Origin of the sequence: Thioalkalivibrio sp. K90mix, from assembly GCF_000025545.1 — a bacterium.
Taxonomy (GTDB): domain Bacteria; phylum Pseudomonadota; class Gammaproteobacteria; order Ectothiorhodospirales; family Ectothiorhodospiraceae; genus Thioalkalivibrio.
In genome coordinates this window covers 1,490,231-1,509,205 of sequence record NC_013889.1, presented here as the reverse complement: position 1 = coordinate 1,509,205, position 18,975 = coordinate 1,490,231, and the positions used below count along the sequence as shown (strand labels likewise).

At 65.5% G+C, this 18,975-nt stretch carries 22 protein-coding genes; 12 read left to right on the top strand and 10 right to left on the bottom strand.

Translation table 11 applies throughout. The annotated features are described in order from the left end of the window. The first annotated feature begins 284 nt into the window (after positions 1-284). The 5 genes from TK90_RS07140 (at position 285) to TK90_RS07120 (ending at position 4,021) form a co-directional block, all read left to right on the top strand. The gene (locus TK90_RS07140; protein WP_017926076.1) at positions 285-2,342 is read left to right on the top strand and encodes a sodium-translocating pyrophosphatase; all 2,058 of its coding nucleotides are present in this window, start codon (positions 285-287) and stop codon (positions 2,340-2,342) included. Between the two features lie 49 nt (positions 2,343-2,391). Next, positions 2,392-2,580 carry a hypothetical protein gene (locus TK90_RS07135; protein ID WP_026148190.1) on the top strand — a complete coding sequence of 63 codons (189 nt, stop codon included), beginning with the start codon at positions 2,392-2,394 and terminating at the stop codon, positions 2,578-2,580. Positions 2,581-2,669: 89 nt separating this feature from the next. Further along, on the top strand, positions 2,670-3,047 hold the full coding sequence (locus TK90_RS07130; protein WP_012982808.1) for a VOC family protein: 378 nt from the start codon (positions 2,670-2,672) through the stop codon (positions 3,045-3,047). A gap of 40 nt (positions 3,048-3,087) precedes the next feature. Then, a complete protein-coding gene (locus TK90_RS07125; RefSeq protein ID WP_012982807.1) occupies positions 3,088-3,567 on the top strand; it encodes a VOC family protein in 480 nt (159 codons plus the stop codon). Position 3,568: 1 nt separating this feature from the next. Then, positions 3,569-4,021, top strand: coding sequence for an SRPBCC family protein (locus TK90_RS07120; RefSeq protein WP_012982806.1), 453 nt, complete (start codon positions 3,569-3,571; stop codon positions 4,019-4,021). On the opposite strand, the gene TK90_RS07115 is transcribed toward TK90_RS07120, so the two are convergent. The 4 genes from TK90_RS07115 to TK90_RS15250 all read right to left on the bottom strand — a co-directional run bounded on the left by TK90_RS07115 (position 3,996) and on the right by TK90_RS15250 (position 6,202). Beyond that, entirely contained in the window at positions 3,996-4,643 is a 648-nt protein-coding gene (locus TK90_RS07115; protein ID WP_012982805.1) for a dienelactone hydrolase family protein, read from the bottom strand. The genes TK90_RS07120 and TK90_RS07115 overlap by 26 nt on opposite strands. Then, on the bottom strand, positions 4,630-5,283 hold the full coding sequence (locus tag TK90_RS07110) for a phosphoribosyltransferase (protein ID WP_012982804.1): 654 nt from the start codon (positions 5,281-5,283) through the stop codon (positions 4,630-4,632). The genes TK90_RS07115 and TK90_RS07110 overlap by 14 nt, the downstream gene beginning before the upstream one ends. Before the next feature lie 119 nt (positions 5,284-5,402). After that, positions 5,403-6,023: a phosphoribosyltransferase gene (locus TK90_RS07105; RefSeq protein WP_012982803.1), complete on the bottom strand. Its 621-nt coding sequence runs from the start codon at positions 6,021-6,023 to the stop codon at positions 5,403-5,405. A gap of 35 nt (positions 6,024-6,058) precedes the next feature. Further along, complete coding sequence (locus tag TK90_RS15250) at positions 6,059-6,202, bottom strand: hypothetical protein (protein ID WP_012982802.1); 144 nt, start codon at positions 6,200-6,202, stop codon at positions 6,059-6,061. A gap of 102 nt (positions 6,203-6,304) precedes the next feature. Here TK90_RS15250 and TK90_RS07100 point away from each other — a divergent pair, with 102 nt between their 5' ends. Further along, positions 6,305-6,853, top strand: coding sequence for a cyclin-dependent kinase inhibitor 3 family protein (locus TK90_RS07100; protein WP_012982801.1), 549 nt, complete (start codon positions 6,305-6,307; stop codon positions 6,851-6,853). On the opposite strand, the gene TK90_RS07095 is transcribed toward TK90_RS07100, so the two are convergent. Next, entirely contained in the window at positions 6,850-7,311 is a 462-nt protein-coding gene (locus tag TK90_RS07095; RefSeq protein WP_012982800.1) for an SRPBCC family protein, read from the bottom strand. The two genes, TK90_RS07100 and TK90_RS07095, sit on opposite strands and share 4 nt — an antisense overlap. A 114-nt stretch (positions 7,312-7,425) precedes the next feature. Between TK90_RS07095 and TK90_RS07090 the strand changes: the two genes are divergently transcribed. After that, entirely contained in the window at positions 7,426-8,949 is a 1,524-nt protein-coding gene (locus TK90_RS07090) for an NAD(P)H-dependent oxidoreductase (RefSeq protein WP_012982799.1), read from the top strand. 64 nt (positions 8,950-9,013) lie between these two features. After that, a complete protein-coding gene (locus TK90_RS07085) occupies positions 9,014-9,751 on the top strand; it encodes an ABC transporter substrate-binding protein (RefSeq protein WP_012982798.1) in 738 nt (245 codons plus the stop codon). Between the two features lie 19 nt (positions 9,752-9,770). Here TK90_RS07085 and TK90_RS07080 read toward each other — a convergent pair whose 3' ends face one another. After that, positions 9,771-10,859 (bottom strand): triacylglycerol lipase, encoded by a 1,089-nt coding sequence (locus TK90_RS07080; RefSeq protein WP_012982797.1) that lies wholly within the window; start codon positions 10,857-10,859, stop codon positions 9,771-9,773. Between the two features lie 130 nt (positions 10,860-10,989). Between TK90_RS07080 and TK90_RS07075 the strand changes: the two genes are divergently transcribed. Then, complete coding sequence (locus TK90_RS07075; protein ID WP_012982796.1) at positions 10,990-11,694, top strand: DUF4197 domain-containing protein; 705 nt, start codon at positions 10,990-10,992, stop codon at positions 11,692-11,694. Between the two features lie 323 nt (positions 11,695-12,017). Next, entirely contained in the window at positions 12,018-12,413 is a 396-nt protein-coding gene (locus tag TK90_RS07070) for a DUF4168 domain-containing protein (protein ID WP_012982795.1), read from the top strand. Positions 12,414-12,480: 67 nt separating this feature from the next. Here the strand turns inward: TK90_RS07070 and TK90_RS07065 are convergent, their stop codons facing one another. Then, positions 12,481-13,719, bottom strand: a complete 1,239-nt coding sequence (locus TK90_RS07065; RefSeq protein WP_012982794.1) for a bifunctional diguanylate cyclase/phosphodiesterase — start codon at positions 13,717-13,719, stop codon at positions 12,481-12,483. A 492-nt stretch (positions 13,720-14,211) separates the two neighbouring features. Continuing rightward, positions 14,212-15,519, bottom strand: coding sequence for a PAS domain-containing methyl-accepting chemotaxis protein (locus TK90_RS07060; RefSeq protein WP_012982793.1), 1,308 nt, complete (start codon positions 15,517-15,519; stop codon positions 14,212-14,214). 241 nt (positions 15,520-15,760) lie between these two features. On the opposite strand from TK90_RS07060, the gene TK90_RS07055 reads away from it, so the two are divergent. Continuing rightward, positions 15,761-16,519: a hypothetical protein gene (locus TK90_RS07055; RefSeq protein WP_041444337.1), complete on the top strand. Its 759-nt coding sequence runs from the start codon at positions 15,761-15,763 to the stop codon at positions 16,517-16,519. A 17-nt stretch (positions 16,520-16,536) separates the two neighbouring features. Here TK90_RS07055 and TK90_RS07050 read toward each other — a convergent pair whose 3' ends face one another. Beyond that, a complete protein-coding gene (locus TK90_RS07050) occupies positions 16,537-17,664 on the bottom strand; it encodes a flagellin (protein WP_012982791.1) in 1,128 nt (375 codons plus the stop codon). Positions 17,665-17,871: 207 nt separating this feature from the next. On the opposite strand from TK90_RS07050, the gene TK90_RS07045 reads away from it, so the two are divergent. Next, positions 17,872-18,549, top strand: coding sequence for a hypothetical protein (locus TK90_RS07045; protein WP_012982790.1), 678 nt, complete (start codon positions 17,872-17,874; stop codon positions 18,547-18,549). Here the strand turns inward: TK90_RS07045 and TK90_RS07040 are convergent. Then, positions 18,491-18,868, bottom strand: a complete 378-nt coding sequence (locus TK90_RS07040; RefSeq protein ID WP_041444234.1) for an MliC family protein — start codon at positions 18,866-18,868, stop codon at positions 18,491-18,493. The two genes, TK90_RS07045 and TK90_RS07040, sit on opposite strands and share 59 nt — an antisense overlap. Between the last annotated feature and the right edge of the window lie 107 nt (positions 18,869-18,975).

Here is an 18,975-nt window from a genome sequence, read left to right as displayed (position 1 = left end):
GTCACCACGTAAGTTCCCTAGCATTGTAAGGGGTTTTTGCGGTCCTTCCTTCGAGCCCATTTGCGGCCAGACCCATCATCCCCCGATACGTTTGTCGAGGCTGTACGCCCCGCGCCAGCGGAGGCCGCGCGCCTTGACCGTCGCGCGGATGCGCGGCGCCAGCACAAACCGGATGCCCGGATTCGCGCCGGGCGGCCGTGTCGTGTCGACAGCCTGCCTGTCGGCCGCCGCGGGTGCCCGACGTTCCGGATGTTTTGTGTCACGACGTATCGAAGGGGGAGTCCATGTCCATGCCATTTTTCGGCCTCGTGTTTGCGCTGCTGTGCGGCGTTGCCGCGCTGGCCTATGGTCTGTTTTCCATCCGCTGGGTGCTCTCGAAGTCGGAGGGGAGCCAGGAGATGCAGCGCATTGCCCGTGCCGTACAGGAAGGCGCATCGGCCTACATGAAGCGGCAGTACACGACCATTGCGGTGGTCGGGGTGGTTCTGTTCGTCGGGTTGTGGCTGGTGATCGGCGTGGGCTCCGCGATCGGGTTCCTGATCGGTGCGGTGCTTTCGGGTGCGGCGGGCTTTATTGGCATGCACGTGGCGGTGCGGGCCAACGTGCGAACCGCGGCGGCCGCGAAGTCGGGGCTGGAAGCGGCGATGGACGTGGCCTTCCGCGGGGGCGCGGTGACCGGCCTGCTGGTGGTCGGGCTCGGGCTGCTGGGAGTGGCAGGCTATTTCGCCGTGCTCTGGTGGCTCACACCCGAGGGCGGCGACGTCGGGCTCTCGCCGCTGGTGGGGCTGGCGCTGGGCGGCTCGCTGATCTCGATTTTCGCGCGTGTCGGCGGTGGTATCTTCACCAAGGGTGCGGATGTCGGCGCGGACCTGGTGGGCAAGGTCGAGGCGGGCATCCCCGAGGATGATCCCCGCAACCCGGCCGTGATCGCGGACAACGTGGGCGATAACGTCGGGGACTGCGCGGGCATGGCCGCGGATCTGTTCGAGACCTACGCGGTGACCATCATCGCGACGATGATCCTGGGGACCCTGCTGATCCCCGAGCTGGGGCTCATGGCCTCGGTGTATCCGCTGGTGCTGGGTGGCGGGGCGATCCTCGCGTCGATCGTGGGCACCTTTGCGGTCAAGGCGCGCGAGGGCTCGGAGATCATCAAGGGGCTGTACAAGGGCCTCATGGTGTCCGGCGGGCTTGCTGCGGTGGCCTTCCTGCCGATTACGCTGGTGCTGGTGCCGGACAACGCGCTGGCCACCAGCATGGGCATCGAGAGTGGCGCGGCGCTGCGACTGTATGGCGCGGCACTGGTGGGCCTGGTACTAACCGGGGTGATCATGGTCGCCACCGACTACTACACCTCCACGGTGTTCCGTCCGGTCCGCCATCTGGCCGAGGCCTCGACCACCGGGCACGCGACCAACATCATCGCCGGTCTGGCGCTGTCGATGAAGGCGACCACCGCGCCGGTGCTGGCGGTCTGCGCGGCGATTCTGGTGGCCTACGCCTTTGGTGGTCTGTACGGCATCGCCATTGCCGCGACCACCATGCTGTCGATGACCGGGATCATCGTGGCGATGGATGCGTACGGCCCGATCACCGACAACGCGGGCGGCATCGCGGAGATGGCCGATCTGCCCTCCGAGGTGCGCGAGACCACCGATGCGCTGGACGCGGTGGGTAACACGACCAAGGCGGTTACCAAGGGGTATGCGATCGGCTCGGCCGGGCTGGCGGCCCTGGTGCTGTTCGCCGACTACACCCACGAGCTGGCGCGCCACACGGGTGGTGTACACAACTTCGAGCTCAGCAATCCGAATGTCATCGTGGGCCTGTTCATTGGGGGGCTGGTCCCGTTCCTGTTCGCCGCGATGACCATGGAGTCCGTGGGCCGGGCGGCTTCGGGGATCGTGAACGAGGTGCGGCGGCAGTTCCGCGAGATCAGCGGGATCATGGAGGGCACCACCAAGCCGGACTACACCCGGGCAGTGGACATGCTGACCAGCGCCGCAATCCGCGAAATGATCCTGCCCTCGCTGCTGCCGGTGCTGGTGCCGGTACTGGTCGGCGTGTTCCTCGGTACCGAGGCGCTGGGCGGGCTGCTGATCGGGACGATCGTGACCGGTCTGTTCGTGGCCATCTCCCAGACCGCCGGGGGCGGGGCCTGGGACAACGCGAAGAAGTACATTGAGGATGGACACCATGGCGGCAAGGGTTCCGAGGCACACCATGCCGCCGTGACCGGCGACACGGTCGGCGACCCGTACAAGGACACCTCGGGCCCGGCAATCAACCCGCTGATCAAGGTCATCAACATCATGGCGCTGCTGCTCGTGCCTGTTCTGTAGGGCGTCACGAACCGGAAGGAGAACCGACATGCCGACAATCCGCGTGCAAATGGCCCCGGATCTGGAGTTCAACATGGAACTCGACGTCGAGGGCGTTGATTGCGACAGCCGCGACTGGGACGTTCAGCAGCACAAGGCCGAGATCTACGCCGAGTTCGAGCGGCGGCTCAAGGCCGCGTTTCCCGAGGGCTTCAAAATCCATACCTTCGAGTTCGGCCTGGCCTGCAAGCCGCGCTAGCGGAGGGGGAGAACACGCACATCGGCGTGTTCTCCCGAACCGCGGGGTGGACCTTGGGGCGAGCGCGCGGCGTGTTGCCCCCTGACACCATGCACAAGAGCCGACTCGGAAACCTCGTGATTGACTGCCGGACGCAGGATCTGGCCGCCCAGGCGCGTTTTTGGGCCAGTGCACTGGGCTTCCCGATGCCCGAGGACTTCGATGCGGCCAGTGGCTTCATCCAGCTCGTCACGCCGCCCGGGGAGGTGCAGGTCATCATCCAGCGCGTGGATCACGATCCGCGCGTGCACCTGGATATCGATTCCGACTCGATCGAGGCCGAAGTCGCGCGTTTGCAGAGTCTGGGCGCGACTGTTGTGTCCCGGCACGAGGCCTGGGTGGTGATGCAGGCACCCAGTGGGCATCGTTTTTGTGTGGGTAGCCCCTATCGGGGCGGCTTCGAGCAGGGAGCCAACACGTGGGAGTAAGGTCAGAGTAGTAGGGCCCGGGCCTTGCGGGAGATACGTGATGGCAACCATTCGGCAGAAACTCGTTCCGCACCTGTGGTTCGACCACCAGGCCAGAGAGGCGGCCGAGTTCTACGCCTCGGTCTTCGAGAACTCGTGGGTCGAGAGCTCGGTCACCCTGGAGGGGACCCCGTCTGGCTCGGTGGAGGTCGTCACCTTCTTCGTACTGGGGCAGGAGTTCCAGGCGATCAGCGCGGGCCCGCTGGTCCCGTTCAACGAATCGATCTCGTTCATGGTCAAGTGCGACACGCAGCAGGAGATCGACTACTACTGGGACAAGCTGACGGCCGATGGCGGGCAGGAGGTGGAATGCGGCTGGCTGAAGGACAAGTTCGGCCTGTCCTGGCAGATCGTCCCCACAGTGATGGACGAGATGATGCAGTCTGGTGATCCGGTGGCGCTGGCGCGGATCACGCAGGCGTTCCTGAAGATGAAGAAGTTCGACATCGCGGCCCTGGTTCGAGCCTTTGAGGGCCGGTGAAATGGACGCCCGCGGGCCCAGGATGGCCGAGGTACTGCACCTGACCGTATCCATCGCGCGCACTCCCGCGGATGTCTATGCCTTTGCCGCCGATCCGAGAAACCTCCCGTTATGGGCCGAAGGGCTCGCCCGCTCGGACGTTCGGCAGCAGGGGGATGCGTGGGTCGTGGAAGGACCCGCTGGGAGGGTGACGGTGCGGTTTGCACCGCCCAACGATTTCGGTGTGATGGATCACGATGTCGAGCTTCCCTCGGGCGTGATTGTTCACAACCCCATGCGCGTCCTGCCGAACGGCGAGGGCAGCGAGCTGGTGTTCAGCCTTTTCCGGCAGCCGGGGATGTCCGACGAACAGTTTGTTGCGGACCGGTCCGCGGTAGAGAAGGACCTGGACCAACTGAAAAGTCTCCTGGAAGAAAACCCGGCCCTTCCTAGTCGGGACGGAGCCAGCGGGTAAACCAGTCCGTTGCCAGATCGGCCGCCTGCTCCAGGGTGCCCGGTTCCTCGAACAGGTGAGTGGTGCCCGGGATGATCGCGAGTCTGCAGGTGGCCTGCATACGGGCCTGCGCCTGACGGTTGAGCTCGATCACCATGGTGTCGTCGCCCCCGACAATCAGCAGGGTGGGCGACGCCACCCGCGGCAGGGCCTCGCCCGCCAGATCCGGTCGCCCGCCGCGGGAGACGACGGCGCGGATGGTATCGGGGGCCGCCCCTGCCGCTTGTAATGCGGCCGCCGCCCCGGTGCTGGCGCCAAACAGGCCCATCGGGAGCCCTGCGAGTCGGGGTTGCGAAGCGGCCCATTCGCAGGCCTGTACGAGCCGTCGGGCCAGTAGCGGGATGTCGAACCGGTTCTCGTAGGTGCGATCCTCGATCTCGGTCAGGAGGTCGAACATCAGCGTGGCAAGATTGGCTGCCTGCAGCACGTGGGCCACCTGATGGTTGCGCCGGCTGAGGCGGCTGCTGCCGCTTCCATGCGCGAACACGACCAGCCCGGCGGGCGCCTCGGGCAGGCCGAGGATCCCCTGATGGGGATGCCCGTCCAGGGCGAGGGTTACATCCTGTTGCTCAGCGCGAGACATCGGGTTTGCGGGTGCGGTGGGCGGTGGCGAGGAGGTCGATCACCTCGTCGTCCGAGGTCTGTTCGAAGGATTCGTAGTAGGAGCCGACCGAGCCCCGGTAGTACACCGGGCGGTCCAGGGTCACCACGTGGTCGACCTCGGCCTCGAGCAGCTCCGCCGTATCGGCCGGGGCCACGGGGATTGCCACGACGATCTGGCTGGGGCGGCGTAGCCGGGCGTCGCGGATGGCTGCGCGCATGGTCAGGCCGGTGGCAATGCCATCATCGACGATGATCGCCAGTTTGCCGGCGACGTCCGGGGCGGGCGTGGTGCAGTACAGTTCGCGCCGTCGCCGGGCCTCGGCACGTGCGCGGGCTTCGGCGTGTTCCAGCCATTCGGGGTCGATGCGTTCCTCCTCGCGGCGGTTGCAGACGCGCTCGCCCTGTTCCGGAACCGCGCAGATCGCGTATTCGGGGTGGAACGGGTGGCCGATCTTGCGCAGGATCAGCAGATCCAGCGGCATGTCCAGGTGACGCGCGACCTCGGCCCCAAGCGGGACACCGCCGCGCGGCAGGGCATACACCACGCCGGGCTGGCCACGGAAGCGGTCCAGCGCCTGCGCGAGCCGCCGGCCGGCGTCGGTACGGTCCCGAAAACGCATGGGCCCTCCGATCAGTACGCAATTGAACTGACCTGAAGTGTAGGCCCGAGAGGGCAGGAATACGGGGAGGTCTGAGCAAAATAGGAGACCTCGGCGCGGCCCCTCTTGCGCTGTTCGGCCTAGCGGATCTCGAGATTGTGGTAGCGGATCACGCGGTCGAGTTCGGCGGGGTGCAGTTCCAGGCTGTAATTCAGGCGCAGGCGTTCGATCAGCTCTACACGGTGGCTGGGCGGTGGGTCCATCTGCTGGATGAACTGGCCGACGTCCTCGACGACCGCCCAGGGATAGAGCAGCCAGCGCCACTCGCGGACGGTGTGGCTGCGGAAGTCGGCCGGACAGGTGGTCGTGGTCTTTTCGTGCAGGACGGCGGTACGCACCGCCTCGGGCTTGAAGGTCTCCAGGTAGGGGCGTGCCGCGGTCAGGGTATCGCCGCTGTCGTTGACGTCGTCCACTAGCAGGACGCGTTCACCGCGGACCTCGCCACTTAGCGGCACCGTCACGGCCGCAGCCTGCTTCTTGCGGGCGCCGGAAGTGTAGTGCTCCACCTTGAGGCTCAGCAGTTTGTGGACCTGCAGGAAGTCGCACAGAAATCGCGCTGGCATGAAGCCGCCACGGGCAATGGCGACGATCGAGTCCGGCCGGAAGCCGCTGTCCAGGACCTGGCGGGCGAGGGTGTCCGAGGCGTCGACCACCGCGTCCACACTGATCAGTTCTACCGGCATCTTGCGGGCTTCAGACATCGCGGGCGCTCTCCATCGCGGCTTCAGCAAGGATGTTATCGGCCGACCAGAAAGAGCAAGCGTGCGATGAAGGCGATGGTCAGGATGATCCATCCGATGGGATAGGGCAGTACGCCGGTAAAGAATGCGGCCAGGCTGGCGACCAGCAGGAGGCCAAGGATAAGTAACGGGGTGTCCATACCGGTAGGATTGGGGGATGCGGCGTTGGTTCGCAGACGAGGCCTTCGAGGGCAAGCGAACGGAACGACGGGCCCTGGCGCCGGACGATTGAGAGAGGCTTGATGACTCAGACTAGTAACAATCCCGTCCACTCCCTGGAGATCGGCACGGTTCGCCTGCCCGGGGGCGGAACGATCGGGATGACGCTTTGCCCCGGCAAGTGCGAGCCGGGTGCGCCCGGTGGCCAGCGGGACCTGGAGGCGGATCTGGCAGCGATCCGGGACTGGGGAGCGACCGCCGTGGTCACGCTGAACCAGGGGCATGAACTGGACGCGCTGGGGGTACCCGAGCTTGGCGAGGCCGTGGATGCGGCGGGGATGGCGTGGCTGCACCTGCCGATCGGTGACATGGCGGCCCCGGATCGCCCATGGGAGTTGCGATGGGGCGAGGTCGGCCCCGAGGTGCACCGGCGGCTGGATGCGGGTGAGGGGGTGATTTTTCACTGCGGTGGCGGGTTTGGCCGCGCGGGGACGATTGCGGCCTTGACGCTGATTGAGCAGGGCCTCGCTCCCGAGGAGGCCATCGCAACCGTGCGCGGGGCGCGCCCCGGCGCGATCGAGAGCCCGGACCAGCAGCGCTATTTGTTGAGCCTGTCCGCTACCGGGGTCTAATGATCCGGGCGTGGACGCTGCCGGTCTGCGGTTTTTCGCGGTGACTTCTGCAGCTTCGCCTCCACGTTGTCGATGATTTCCCGGCTCAGGGTCTGGATCAGCGGTTTGGCCGCCTGGCGGACCGTCTCTTCGAGCAGCGGATTGTCCAGCTCGTACTCCAGACGCAAGTGAATCGTCGTCCCGTCTCTCGCGGGTGTCAGGTAATAGGTGCCGCGATTCTGCACGCCGGTCAGCGATTGCCAGGAAAAGCGCTCCGGTGGTTCCGATTCTGTGATCTCGACATCGAAATTCAGAGGGATGCCAGCGATGCGGACGACCCATCGGTAGCGGCCCTCCCCGACGCGCGCTATGGTTTCGATGGCCTCGCTGTAATGGACGAACTCCTCGACCCGCGTGATCAGGGCGAATACATCGGGTCGGTCCGCGCGGATGTGGGCCTGGTGCTCGATCGTGGGCATGGTCAGAGACGGGGTTCGGAGGAATTCGAGTATGCAGGGAGGCAACCCGGTATGCACCACGTGCCCCGTCCCGGGTGGTAGTGGTTGCGAGGCGCTTTCCGGGAGCTACTGCGCATGAAGGTGCTCGTGATCCTGGGCCACCCGCGTACCGACAGCCTGTGCGGCGCGCTGGCCGCGGCCTACCGTGATGGCGCCCGGTCCTCCGGGGCGGAAGTCCGCTCCCTGGAGCTGGCAAATCTCGAGTTCGATCCGCACGTTCACACGCCTTCGCCGAATGAGCAGGCGCTGGAAGACGACCTGGACGCAGCGCGCGAACTGGTCGCCTGGGCCGATCACCTCGTATTCGTCTTCCCCACCTGGTGGGGCACCATGCCGGCGCTGCTCAAGGGTTTCCTCGATCGGGTGATGACGCCCGAGTTCGCCTTTCGCAGTTGCGAGGGCGGTACCGGATACGAGGGACTGCTGCCGGGCCGATCCGCACAGCTGATCACCACGATGGATACCCCGGTACTGATCCATCGGTTGCTGTATCGCCAGCCGGGGATCAACGCGATGGCGCGGGCTACCCTGGGCTTTTGCGGCATCCGCCCGGTGCGCTCGCTGATGCTGGGCTCGGTGCGCGAGGCTGACGCCCGTCAGCGCGAGGTGTGGCTCGAGCGTGCACGACAGGAAGGGCTGCGCCTGCAGCACGGGCGCGAGAGCCTGCGCGAGCAGGCCGCCTTCAAGCTGGGGGGCTGGCTGCAGGCCCTGCGCCTGCAGTTCTACCCGATGACCTTTGTGGCCTACACCGCAGGGGCCCTGGCAGCGGCCCCGGACGGTGGTGTGCTGCGCAATCCGGCTTTCTGGCTGGGCTATCTGTGCCTGTTCCTGCTCGAGGTGGCGACGGTCCTGGTCAATGAACGGGTGGATTTCGGCTCCGATCGCCAGAACCGTTTCTACAGCCCGTTTACCGGCGGGTCGCGGGTGCTGGTGGAGGGGCGGCTGTCCCTGCGCGAGCTCAACGCCGGTACGGCGGTGGCGCTGGGGGGCTTCGCGGCGGCTTTTGCCGCACTGGTCGCCGTTGCGCCCGGCGATGCCGGTCCCATGCTGTGGGTGACGGGTGTGCTGGCGGTGCTCGCGATCGGGTATACGGCGCCGCCCCTGAAGCTCAGCTATCGCGGGCTGGGGGAGGTGGATGTCGCGCTGACTCACAGCCTGGGCGTGTTGCTGTGCGGGTATGTGTTTCTCGCGGGGGACTGGACGGACCCCTTGCCCTGGTGGCTGAGCCTGCCGCTGTTCCTGGCCATCATCCCGTCGATTACGCTTTCCGGTATACCCGATCGTGAGGCGGACGCCGCCGTGGCCAAACGTACCCTGGCGGTGCGACTGGGGAATGGTGGTGCCCTCGTTGTGGCGCTGGTGTTCACCGTTCTGGCGGCGGTTGCCGGAGCGGCATTCCACCTGACCGGTTGGGCTCAGGGGGCCTATGCAGGGATTGCCTATTTCGTCGTGCCGCATGCGGCGTGGCTGACGTGGCTCCTGTGGCGCGAGCGGCAGCGCGGGGCACCCGGCGGACGTATCGACGGGCTGATGGCGGTATCGCTAGCCTATGTCCTGTGGTTTGGCCTGGTGCCGCTGGTGAATCTCGCCGCGGCTTGAGTAAGTGGATTCCGGCCTCCGGCTGATTCAGAGGCCGGGCGGTGCGGTGTGGAGGATGTGAGCGATGTTGGGACGGCTGTTAGCGGGTATTGCGGTTTTGGGCATGTTGTCGGTGCCGACGGTTGCGGACGAGCGCGAGGCGTTTCATATCGCGGGTGATCAAGACGAGGCGCCGTATGGGTACATCAACCGCGACGGGCGCTTTGTCGGTCACTACGTGCAGTTGATGCAGGAGGCCTTTGCCCACTTGTGGGTGCCACTGCGCCACGAGCCTTACGAATGGGAAGAGGCGCAGCGCCTGGTGAAGGAGGGCAAGGCCGACGCGATCATTACCACCATGACGCCGGAGCGCGAGGAGTATCTGATCGCGAGCGAGGTCGCCCTGGCAGAGCCGGAATGGGTGGCCTTCGTGCGTGAGGATCACCCCGAGCGCGATGTGTTGCTGGCCAAGGAACGCCTGGAGGACTTTGCCGGCTACCGCGTGCTGGACTACGCCGGGAATGGCTGGGGCAAGGCCAACCTGGAGGGCCTGGACGTGCAGCGCGAGGGCACACTGTCGGAGAACCTGCGCCGCCTGGCGGCTGGCGAGGGAGACGTACTGATCAACATGAGCGAGGTGACGGAGCACACGATCCGGGAGCTGAAACGGGCCTACCCCGACGAGGCGAATGCCCTGGATCGACTGGTCGCCTCCTCGAACGTGCTGGATGTGACCTCGATGCGTCTGCTGGTGCGCAAGGACTCGCCACATGTGCATCTGGTGCCGCGTATCGACAAGGTCCTGCGCGAGCTGGGCATCTGACGCCTGCCCGGAAGAGGTGTTAATCCTGAGGGGTGATGCGAGGGGCAGACCGGCTCTCGCCCCGCCAGTCGAACAGGGTCTGCAGAATCGGTTCGATCGCGGGCGGGTATTCCGTCAGCGGACCGGGAACCAGAAGACCTCGATGGGAGGCCTCCAGGATCAAGGGTTCGGGGTGTCCCTCCAGTGACAGGGCATCGATCGGCACGACCCCGTCTCCCAGTCCTTCGCTGGTGCCCTCCCACCAGTCTTCGATGCGTTCGGGCAGATCCTCGATACCGAGCTGCTCGCTCAGGGACTGCAGGCTGGCTTCCATCGCCGGGGTGGGCTCGGGTACCACGCCGCCGATGATCCGCACGGGAATGTCCTCTGGCCAGGGGCGCTGATTCAGGTCCGCCAGAAACTCGCTGCCGGGCCGCAGATCGATCTTGGCCGCGCCCGTGCCGTCGCGCAGGCCAGCGAACAGCGAAAAGCGCTGCTCACGTATGTCGGCCAGCCATTCGCGCACCTCAAGCCAGACACGCAGGCGTGCCCAGTCCGAGCCCTGGTTGGGGGTGGCGACCAGGATCACGCCGACAATCGGTGGTCCTTCGACCCCTGGGTCTTCGCCCGCCGGGTGTCGCCAGCGGGTGACAAAGTCCCGGATCACCAGCCCACCCATGCTGTGCCCCACCAGGATCACGGGCTGGTCGGTCTCCAGCGTTTCCCAGTACTCGGCCAGGAGATCGGCGCTGTGATCAATCGCCTGGTCGTTCGGATAGCGAAACTCCCAGCCGTTGATCCCTGCGGTATCGAGGGCGGACGCCAGCGTGTCCCAGATATCGCCGGGCTCGTCGAGCCCGTGCAGCATCACGACTTCGGGGGGGGCGCTGTCATCGAATACCGTGGATCGCGGGACAAAGCCGCGAAGCTCGTCGGGCAGTTCCATGACCTCCGGAAACCATTCGTGCAGGCGGTCCTGGACCTCCACACGCAGCTCGCGCTCCTGCTCCGGGTGCTGTTCCGTCCAGGTCACCCAGGCGATGAACGCGAGAAGCGGCAAGCCGAACAGGACGGCGGCGGCGTACAGCCGCTTGCGGGAGAGTCTTTGGCGGCGCGGGTGGCGGTTCATATTCCCTAACGATTGAGCATGCGGGGGTGGATCGCAAGCCTGGCGCGGTGTCGGATGTGGCGAACGGGGCACGGGGTATGCGAGGCGTGATGTGTATCATGCCCCGTACGATTTTTGTCGGAGTGTCCGCATGCGTCATTCGCCGCTTTTGTTGTTGCTGTTTCTGCCGTTCTTTCTCTCCGCCTGTGCGGGCCTGGATGTCCGCGACTTTGGCCTGAATGGGGAGGGGAGTGGTGGTGACCGGGCGGAAGACGCGATCCGCGAGGCCCTGCGAGTCGGCACCGAACGGACCGTGGAGCGTACGGGGCAGGAAGACGGCTACTGGGGCAACCAGGCCATCCGGATCGGTCTGCCACAGGAGTTGCGGCAGGCCGGGGATATGCTGCGCAGCGCCGGGCTGGGCAGCCAGGTCGACGATCTCGAGCGGCGCATGAACCGGGCCGCCGAGGCGGCTGCACGGGAGGCAGCCCCGGTGTTCGTGAGCGCGATTCGCGGCATGCAGCCGTCCGATGTTCACGCGGTACTGCGCGGTGATGATGATGCCGCGACTCAGTACCTGCGCGGTGCGTCCGAGTCGGATCTGCGCGAGCGCTATGCGCCCGTGGTCCGCGAGCACATGGAGGGCGCCGGGGTGTACCGGGTGTACCAGCCGCTGCGCGATGCGGCCCGTCGTATCCCCGGCCTGGCCGATCTGGATGTGGATCTGGATCGCTATGTGACCGACCACGCACTGGACGGTCTGTTTACCATCCTGGCGGACGAGGAACGTCGCATTCGCGAGGACCCGGCCGCGCGCACGACGCAACTTCTGCGGGAGTACTTCGGCCCAAGCTAAACCTGACGCCGAGCAGAACGGTGGGCCCCGTGGCATTGCGCCTGGGGCTTTTTTGCAGGTGAAGGACCTTGTCGGTGTTGACCGAGGCGGGGAGTGGGTCGGAGCGACACGGGTCGGGGCGATGCATGTGTCTGAATGACCCACTTCTGGATGTGATGGAGTTCCATTCGGTCAAGGCATCCAAGTGCGGGAACCGCATGAGGGCGCGATATGCAGCATTCAGGACAAGTTGGCACGGAGGCTGCAGCGTTTCAGACCAGACGGCCCGTGCATGGCGACGGGCTATCGCAATCCAACCGATCTGATGAAGCAGGAGGCGCAGCATGGGACACAAGACCGCTACCGCATATTCGATCGCCCTGGCTTTCGGGCTCGCATTGGGTGGCACGGGCATCGTGGCGGCGGATGATCCGAATGTGTTCGAGCAGGAATGGACCGATGATCCCCAGATGTCTGCCGAGGACGTCAGTGAGAGCGACCTGGAAAGCTTTCTGGCCGCCGCGGAAGCCGCCCAGGACATCCGCGCGGAATACGCAGATGACATCGCGGAAGCAGAAGGCGAGGAAGCCCAGGAGCTGCGCGACGAGGCCAATGACGAGATGGTCGCCGCGATTGAGGATGAAGGGCTGACCGTCGAGGAATACCAGGAGATTGCCTACCTGATCGATAACGACAGCGACCTCGGTGAGCAATTCGCCGAGATCGCGGAGGGTTCGTAACCTCCGGGAGTACTACGCCCGATATCTCCCAGGACCCCGGCGGCGCCGCTGTGCCCGCCGGGTTTTTTTACGCGCGTGTTGCCTCCGGCGTTGGGGGATGGTCCGGATCGACGTTGTCGATCATCAGGAGCGAGGGGATCTGGTCTGCGGTCAGCGGCCGCGCAAAATAGAACCCCTGAATCAGATCGAAGCCGAGTTCCTGGCCGCGCTCGACCTGTTCGAGGGTTTCGATGCCCTCGGCGACCATCTTCAGCCCGAGGGAACTGGCCAGCAGTACGATGCCTCGTGCGAGATCTTCGGCCGAAGGGTCATGACCGAGACGGGACACCAGCTGCCGGTCGAGTTTAAGCGTGTCGATCGGGAAGCGGTTGAGGTAGGCGAGGGACGAATACCCAGTGCCGAAATCATCGATGGCAAGATGCACCCCCAGATGTTTCAGGGCCTCGAGGGCGGGCTCGGCATCCTCCAGGGCGAGAACGCTCTCGGTGAGTTCGATGGTTAGCAGTTCAGGCGGCAGGTGGTGGCGATTGAGTGCCGACGCGACGTCGTATGCGAGCTCGGGGCGAACCAGGTCCCGGGCGGAGAGATTGATCGCGGTGTACCAGGGTCCGCGGCCCTGCTCCCGCGCGAGGGTCGCCCATTCCTCGGCCTGCCGGCAGCCTTCGGCGATTACCAGTTCGCCGATGTCATGGATCAGGGAGGAGTCCTCCGCCACGTCGAGAAAGTCCGCTGGAGCGAGTTCGCCGTGTGCGGGGTGCTGCCAGCGAATCAGCGCCTCGACCCCGACAAAACGGCGCTGGCGGAGCGAATAGATCGGCTGGTAGCGCAGAAAGAATTCGTTGTGTTTCAGCCCTCGGCGGATGTCGAACTCCTGGCGCATGCGCCGGAGCTCTTCGGTGACCGGGTGCAGCGCGGGAATGACCAGCCAGGCCATCAATTGCCCGATGCCGACGAAGAAGGCAGTGCGCGTCAGCCAGCGTTCCGTCTCCTGTGCGGTAGCGGCCGCGACATCGACATAGGTCAGCGGACCGGCGAGTACGCCGGCCACCAGTGCCACGATGAGGGCGGCGCCGGGACCAAAGCGCGCGGCGGCAAACAGGATCGGCACGTAGTAGAAGTGCGGCACGATGCTGTCGGCGCCACCCGCCAGGTACGGCATTAACCAGGAGATCAACAGGCCGGCGACGATGATCAGCGTCGCGGATAAAAAGGACATCCCGACCCAGGCGCGAAGCGTGGTTCGAGCCAGATAGTCGGAATACCGGATATTCGCGGCCAACGGTTGTACCGACTCGAACCTGGACATCGCGAGGCATCCTTTGGCCTTCCTGGCCGGCGTTGCGCCCTGTCGGGGCAGAGCAAGTATGGCGGTGCGGTCGCGGATCCTCAGCGATAACCGCCCTGGCCGTTATAGGCAGTTGTAAGCCGTTGTTCTGGAGTGTAGTTCATAGGAACAGGAAAGGGACGCCCTGGCCGCTCAGCGATCGGTCCGGGTGTCCTGGTTTGAGGCCTCGGGGACGCGGCGCGGAGTGGGAGGCCTCGCGCCAAGGCCGCCAGGGACACGCTGGTTGAATCGCGTGTCCGCGCTCGAGTCGCTTTTGCGTGCGTTTAATGCGCGGTGACTGTCGTGCAGTCATTCTGCACAAAGGAGCCGCAACGCCGTTCCCACGCCCGTTTCTGATAACAACGGGCGGCCGAGCCCCTGCTTTCAATGGCGCGCGGGGCTTCGGCCGTCAGGAGCAACCCGCGGCCCGGATGGTTCTGCATGGCGGATGTGCGTGGCCTCGTGCAGGCCGGGTCAGATGCGCGGGATCGAGGAAACCGATTGAACAACATGGCTGGCGCCTTCGCGAATTTCGGCCATGATCTGCTGTACCGACAGGACCTGTTGGCGCCCTTGTTCCGCCACCTTGTTCACAGTGTCGATACGCTCGGCGATCGCCTGGGTGCCTTGCAGGTTGCCATGAATGACCTCGGCGATCTGACTGGTGGCGTCGCGTGTATCGGACGCGAGCTTGCGGACCTCCTGTGCCACCACGGCAAAGCCGCGCCCTTGCTCGCCGGCACGCGCGGCCTCGATAGCGGCATTGAGGGACAGCATCTTGGTGGTCTCCGCCACGCTGCGGATGGTCTCGATGATTGATTCGATGCTGCGCGCCTCGGCATTGAGTCGATCGATCGCCGATTTGGTTTCGGCCACATGCTGGCGGATCTGTTCGGAGTTGGTCGCGTTGGCCTCCAGCGAGGCCTCCCCACGTTGCGCGCCATCCGCCGTTTTCTGGGCCATTTCGCAGGCGATGGCGGAGGCCTCCCGGGTGCGCTCGGCCATGTGCACGCTGGCGGTGATGTCTGTGGCGAACTTGATGACCTTCACGGTGCGGCCCTGGTCATCGAGGATCGGGTTGTAGGTGGCCTCCAGCCAGATCTCCTCGCCGGAGGACTTGAAACGGCGGAATTTGCCGCTCATGAAGCGCCCGCCGGCGAGGTCTCGCCAGAAATTCGGGTTCTCGCGGTAGAAGGCGTCGTCGCAGAACATCCGGTGGTGCTGGCCCTGAATGTGTTCGAGCGGGTAACCGACGGCCTGCAGGAAGTTGTCGTTGGCCTTGAGGATGGTGCCGTCCGGCGTGAACTCAATGACCGCCTGGGAGCGATCCAGCGCCTCGAATACGGCTGCCTGGTCGTGGAGCGTCTCCATCTTGCCGGTCACATTCGATGCGATTTTGACGACCTTGTACACCTCGCCCCGGGCATCGCGTACCGGAAAGTAGGTGGCCTCCAGCCAGATGGTTTCGCCAGCTCGCGTGACCCTGGGGAAGGTGCCGGCGTGGGACTCGCCCGCAGCCAGCTGCTGCCAGAACTGCCGGTATTCCATGGAGCGAACATAGGCCGGGTCGCAGAACATCCGATGGTGCTGGCCGATCACATCCTCGCGGGGGTGACCGACGGTCTCGAGGAAGTGCGAGTTGGCGTCGAGCACCGTACCGTTCGGCGCAAATTCGATATAGGCGACGGCATCGCGGACGGCCGCGAGTATCGCCGTGGCGTCGTCGCGGGAAACCGCAAGGGGTGCCCCCTGGGTGGGGAGCCGGGTGGCATTTGCACACATGGGCACATCCTGAGCGGTTGGTTGATGACGCCCTATTGAACTCCATGTACATACATTGTACAAGATCTGTACATAAAGAAAGTTCGAGGGTGCAGAAATGGAGAAAAAGAACAAGACCACATTGCCGGTGTACCGTGCGAGCGCATGGGTAGCGCCGCTGCTGGTTTTTTCTGTACTGCTGCTGGCGGGTTGCGCCACTACCTTCCCGGATCCTGATGACGACCGGGCTTTCGCGGACGGGATGACGGCCCAGGAACTGTTCGACCGGACCATGGCCGCTCACGGCGGGGACCTTCGCGAGTACGACGGCGACCTGAACCAGGCTACGGACGGGGAGTGGGGGCGAATGGTGCAGCGCGTGCAGCCGCTGGTGGCGGATGGTGGGTACCGTGGCCAGGGCGAGGAGCGCTACCGCCCGGCGGACGAGCTGTATGCGGTGCATTACACGGGGCCGGAGGGCACCAAGACGGTCATCCGCCAGCGTGACGAGATTCGCGTGTACTACAACGGCGAACGCAGCGAAGACGAGGACCGGATTCGTGCCACGGCGATGACGACCGATGCCGGCAAGCTGTTCCACTATGGGCCGACCTTCGTGAAACACCGGGCGACATCGATGACGCGGCTGGAAGATCGCCGTGAGGGTGGCGTGGACTACCGTCGCGTGCTGGCCACGATCCAGCCCGGTTTCGGCAAGGCCGACGAAGACCAGGTGGTGATGTGGATCCACCCCGAAACGGATCGCCTCTACCGGGTGCACATCACCCTGACCGGCTTCGAGCCGACCCGGAATGCCCATGTCGATACCACCTTCCTGGAGTACGAGGAGGTCGGACCGTATACGCTGCCATCGCGCTTCGAGGAGCGCGTGCTCGGGCCGATTCGGCTGTTTGTGCACGAATGGTGGGTGACGGGTCGTGACCAGGACCGTGGCTGGACCGACGATGATGTCCGGGGGGCGGAGTTCTCCGGCGCGGCTGCGCGGCCGGCAGGAGAGTAGGGACGCCTCGCCCCTGGTTACTGGAGCAGGCGCAGGAAGGTCTGCGGTAGCGCGTTGGCCTGAACGAGCACGGCGACTCCGGCCTGTTGCAGGATCTGGGCGCGCACGAGGCGGGTGACCTCGGCCGCGTAATCGGCATCCAGGATACGGCTGCGGGCGGCCGCCAGGTTGTCACTGGTAATGCCCAGGTTGGTAATCGTCGACTCGAAGCGGTTCTGGATGGCCCCGAACTGGCTGCGCCGCGCGTTGACCGCGTCCAGTGCGGCATCCAGACGTGAGAGGGCATCGCTGGCCCCTTGGCGCGTGGTCAGGTCGACATCGTTCAGGCTCCCCCCGGTTTCGGTGGTGGCCGGCAGCCCGAGCGTGTCGATGGCGGTCTCACCCGAGATCGTCAGGGTCTCGCGGGCGATCAGATTCAGCCGGCCGTCGTCGGTCAGGACCGCGCGTCCGGTGGATCCGAGGGCGCGGTCGATCGCGGCCGTCAGTTCCTGGGGCGTGCGATAGTGGCCTGCAGGGATCTCCACCGGGTCGCGCTCGCCCACACGGATGAAGAAATCCTGATCCACCTCCAGCGGATCGCTGGCGAAGGCGGCCTCCAGTTCGCCGGAATAGGCGCTGGCAATGGCACCCACGAAGCGGTTGCGCATGCTGTCGCCGAGGTCGATGGCGAGCGTCTGCCCGGCATTGGGGCCGATCTGGAAGAAAGCGGTGCCCATGGATCCGTCCAGCAGTGAACGGCCGTTAAAGGTTGTCTGGGTCGCGATACGGTCGTTCTCGGCCAGGAGCTGGCGAACCTCGCGGTCGATGGCGCCACGATCCGAGGCCGACAGGGTGGCGTTGGCCGCCTGTACCGCCAGCTGGCGGATACGTTGCAGGTTGCCGGTCATGGAGCCCAGGGCGCCCTCGGCGGTCTGGGCCAGCGAGATGCCGTCCTGCGCGTTGCGCATGGCCTGGTTCAGGCCGCGGATCTGGGTTGTGAAGCGTTCGGAGATGGCCAGCCCGGCGGCGTCGTCGCGCGCCGAATTGATGCGCTGGCCCGAAGCGAGGCGCTGAAAGGCCGTCTGCAGGGCGGCCTGCGACTGGCGCAGGTGGCGCTGGGCATTGAGCGACAGGAGGTTGGTGGCAACACTCAGCACCTGGGCCATTTTGTCGGGTCTCGCGCGCCACAAGGGCGATCCGGCGAAGGGCCAGATTCCGCAGCCGGAAGTTCCCGTCTACAGCTGCTTAACGGCCGCGTTTGAGGAAACTTGAGGGCAGGGGTTCCGGTTAGATACGCCAGGTGGTGGGCCCTGGCGTGCACATCGGCGCGTGTTTGCTTAGGCTGCGCCGATTGGACTGGATTGGAGAAGGGTATGGCCGATACGCAACCCGAACGCAGGCATTCGCTGTTCTGGCGCACGCTGATCGCGATCCTGCTCGGGGTCGGGCTGGGGATCGTCTGGCTGTATGTGACCGCCCTGCTGGGGCTCGGCGGCGGGATCGACTTCATGCCCGGACCGTTGGCCCGGACCTTCGAGTGGGGTACGCCGCTGTTGCTGCTGGGCGGTGTCGTCGGGTTTGCGCTGGGCTGGCGGCGGGTGGCGGCTACGCTGTTCGGCCTGGCGGGGGTACTGCTGCTGGCGGCCCTGGCCTTCGAGGGGGCACGTGTGATCCTGCAGGACCCCGAGGCGCGCAGCTACGAGCACCAAATGGCGCAAACGGCGCGGGAAGGGGCGCTGCAGATCGCCGAGTGCGACAACGGCGAGACGCTACTGGTGCGCGAGGACCGAGTGACGTCGGAGGGGGTCGCCGTACTGCAGATCCAGCGCATCCATGTGGATGGGCGTCTGGACCCGGAGTTGCTGGCGAGCACGGGAGTAGGGTTTACGCCGACTATTAGCGAGGGCATGCGACCGTATCTCGATGGCTCGGTCGAATGTGGCCTGGAAGGCTTTTCCAGTGCTGGCGAGGTGCTTGGCCGGTTGGAGGCGTTTATTCAGGAACATCTGCCGCGGCACTCCAGTGCCGTGGCGCCGGTGGAGCCGGAGTAGCTGCATCGGCATTGGGCTGGCGAACGCGGCAAGTCCAGTAGATACCGTGGAATTCGAGCATGGCGGCTTCGCCCTTGGTCCAGAACACGATCTGCTCGCCGGGGTTGGCGTAGCGCGCCCCGGAGGCCACCTCGGTCGCCTGTAATACGGCCCTGGAGCGGCCAAAACGCAACTCGGCCTCGTTGCCACTGAAGCTCGCCATCAGGTTCGGGCCACGGTCACAGCTGTAGGGCACATCGCGTGCCTGTTCAGCGGTCGGGGGCAGGGTGCCGCAGGCCGCCAGTGCCAGCGTGGCGCTGATGACAATCCAGGTTCTCACGCGCCGGTGCTCCCGCGGGAAGAATGGACTTTTCATCATACGCGTAACAGGCTGGCGCACGTGAAGGAACACTGTGACTCCGGGTTCGAACCGTTATAGTGAGGGCC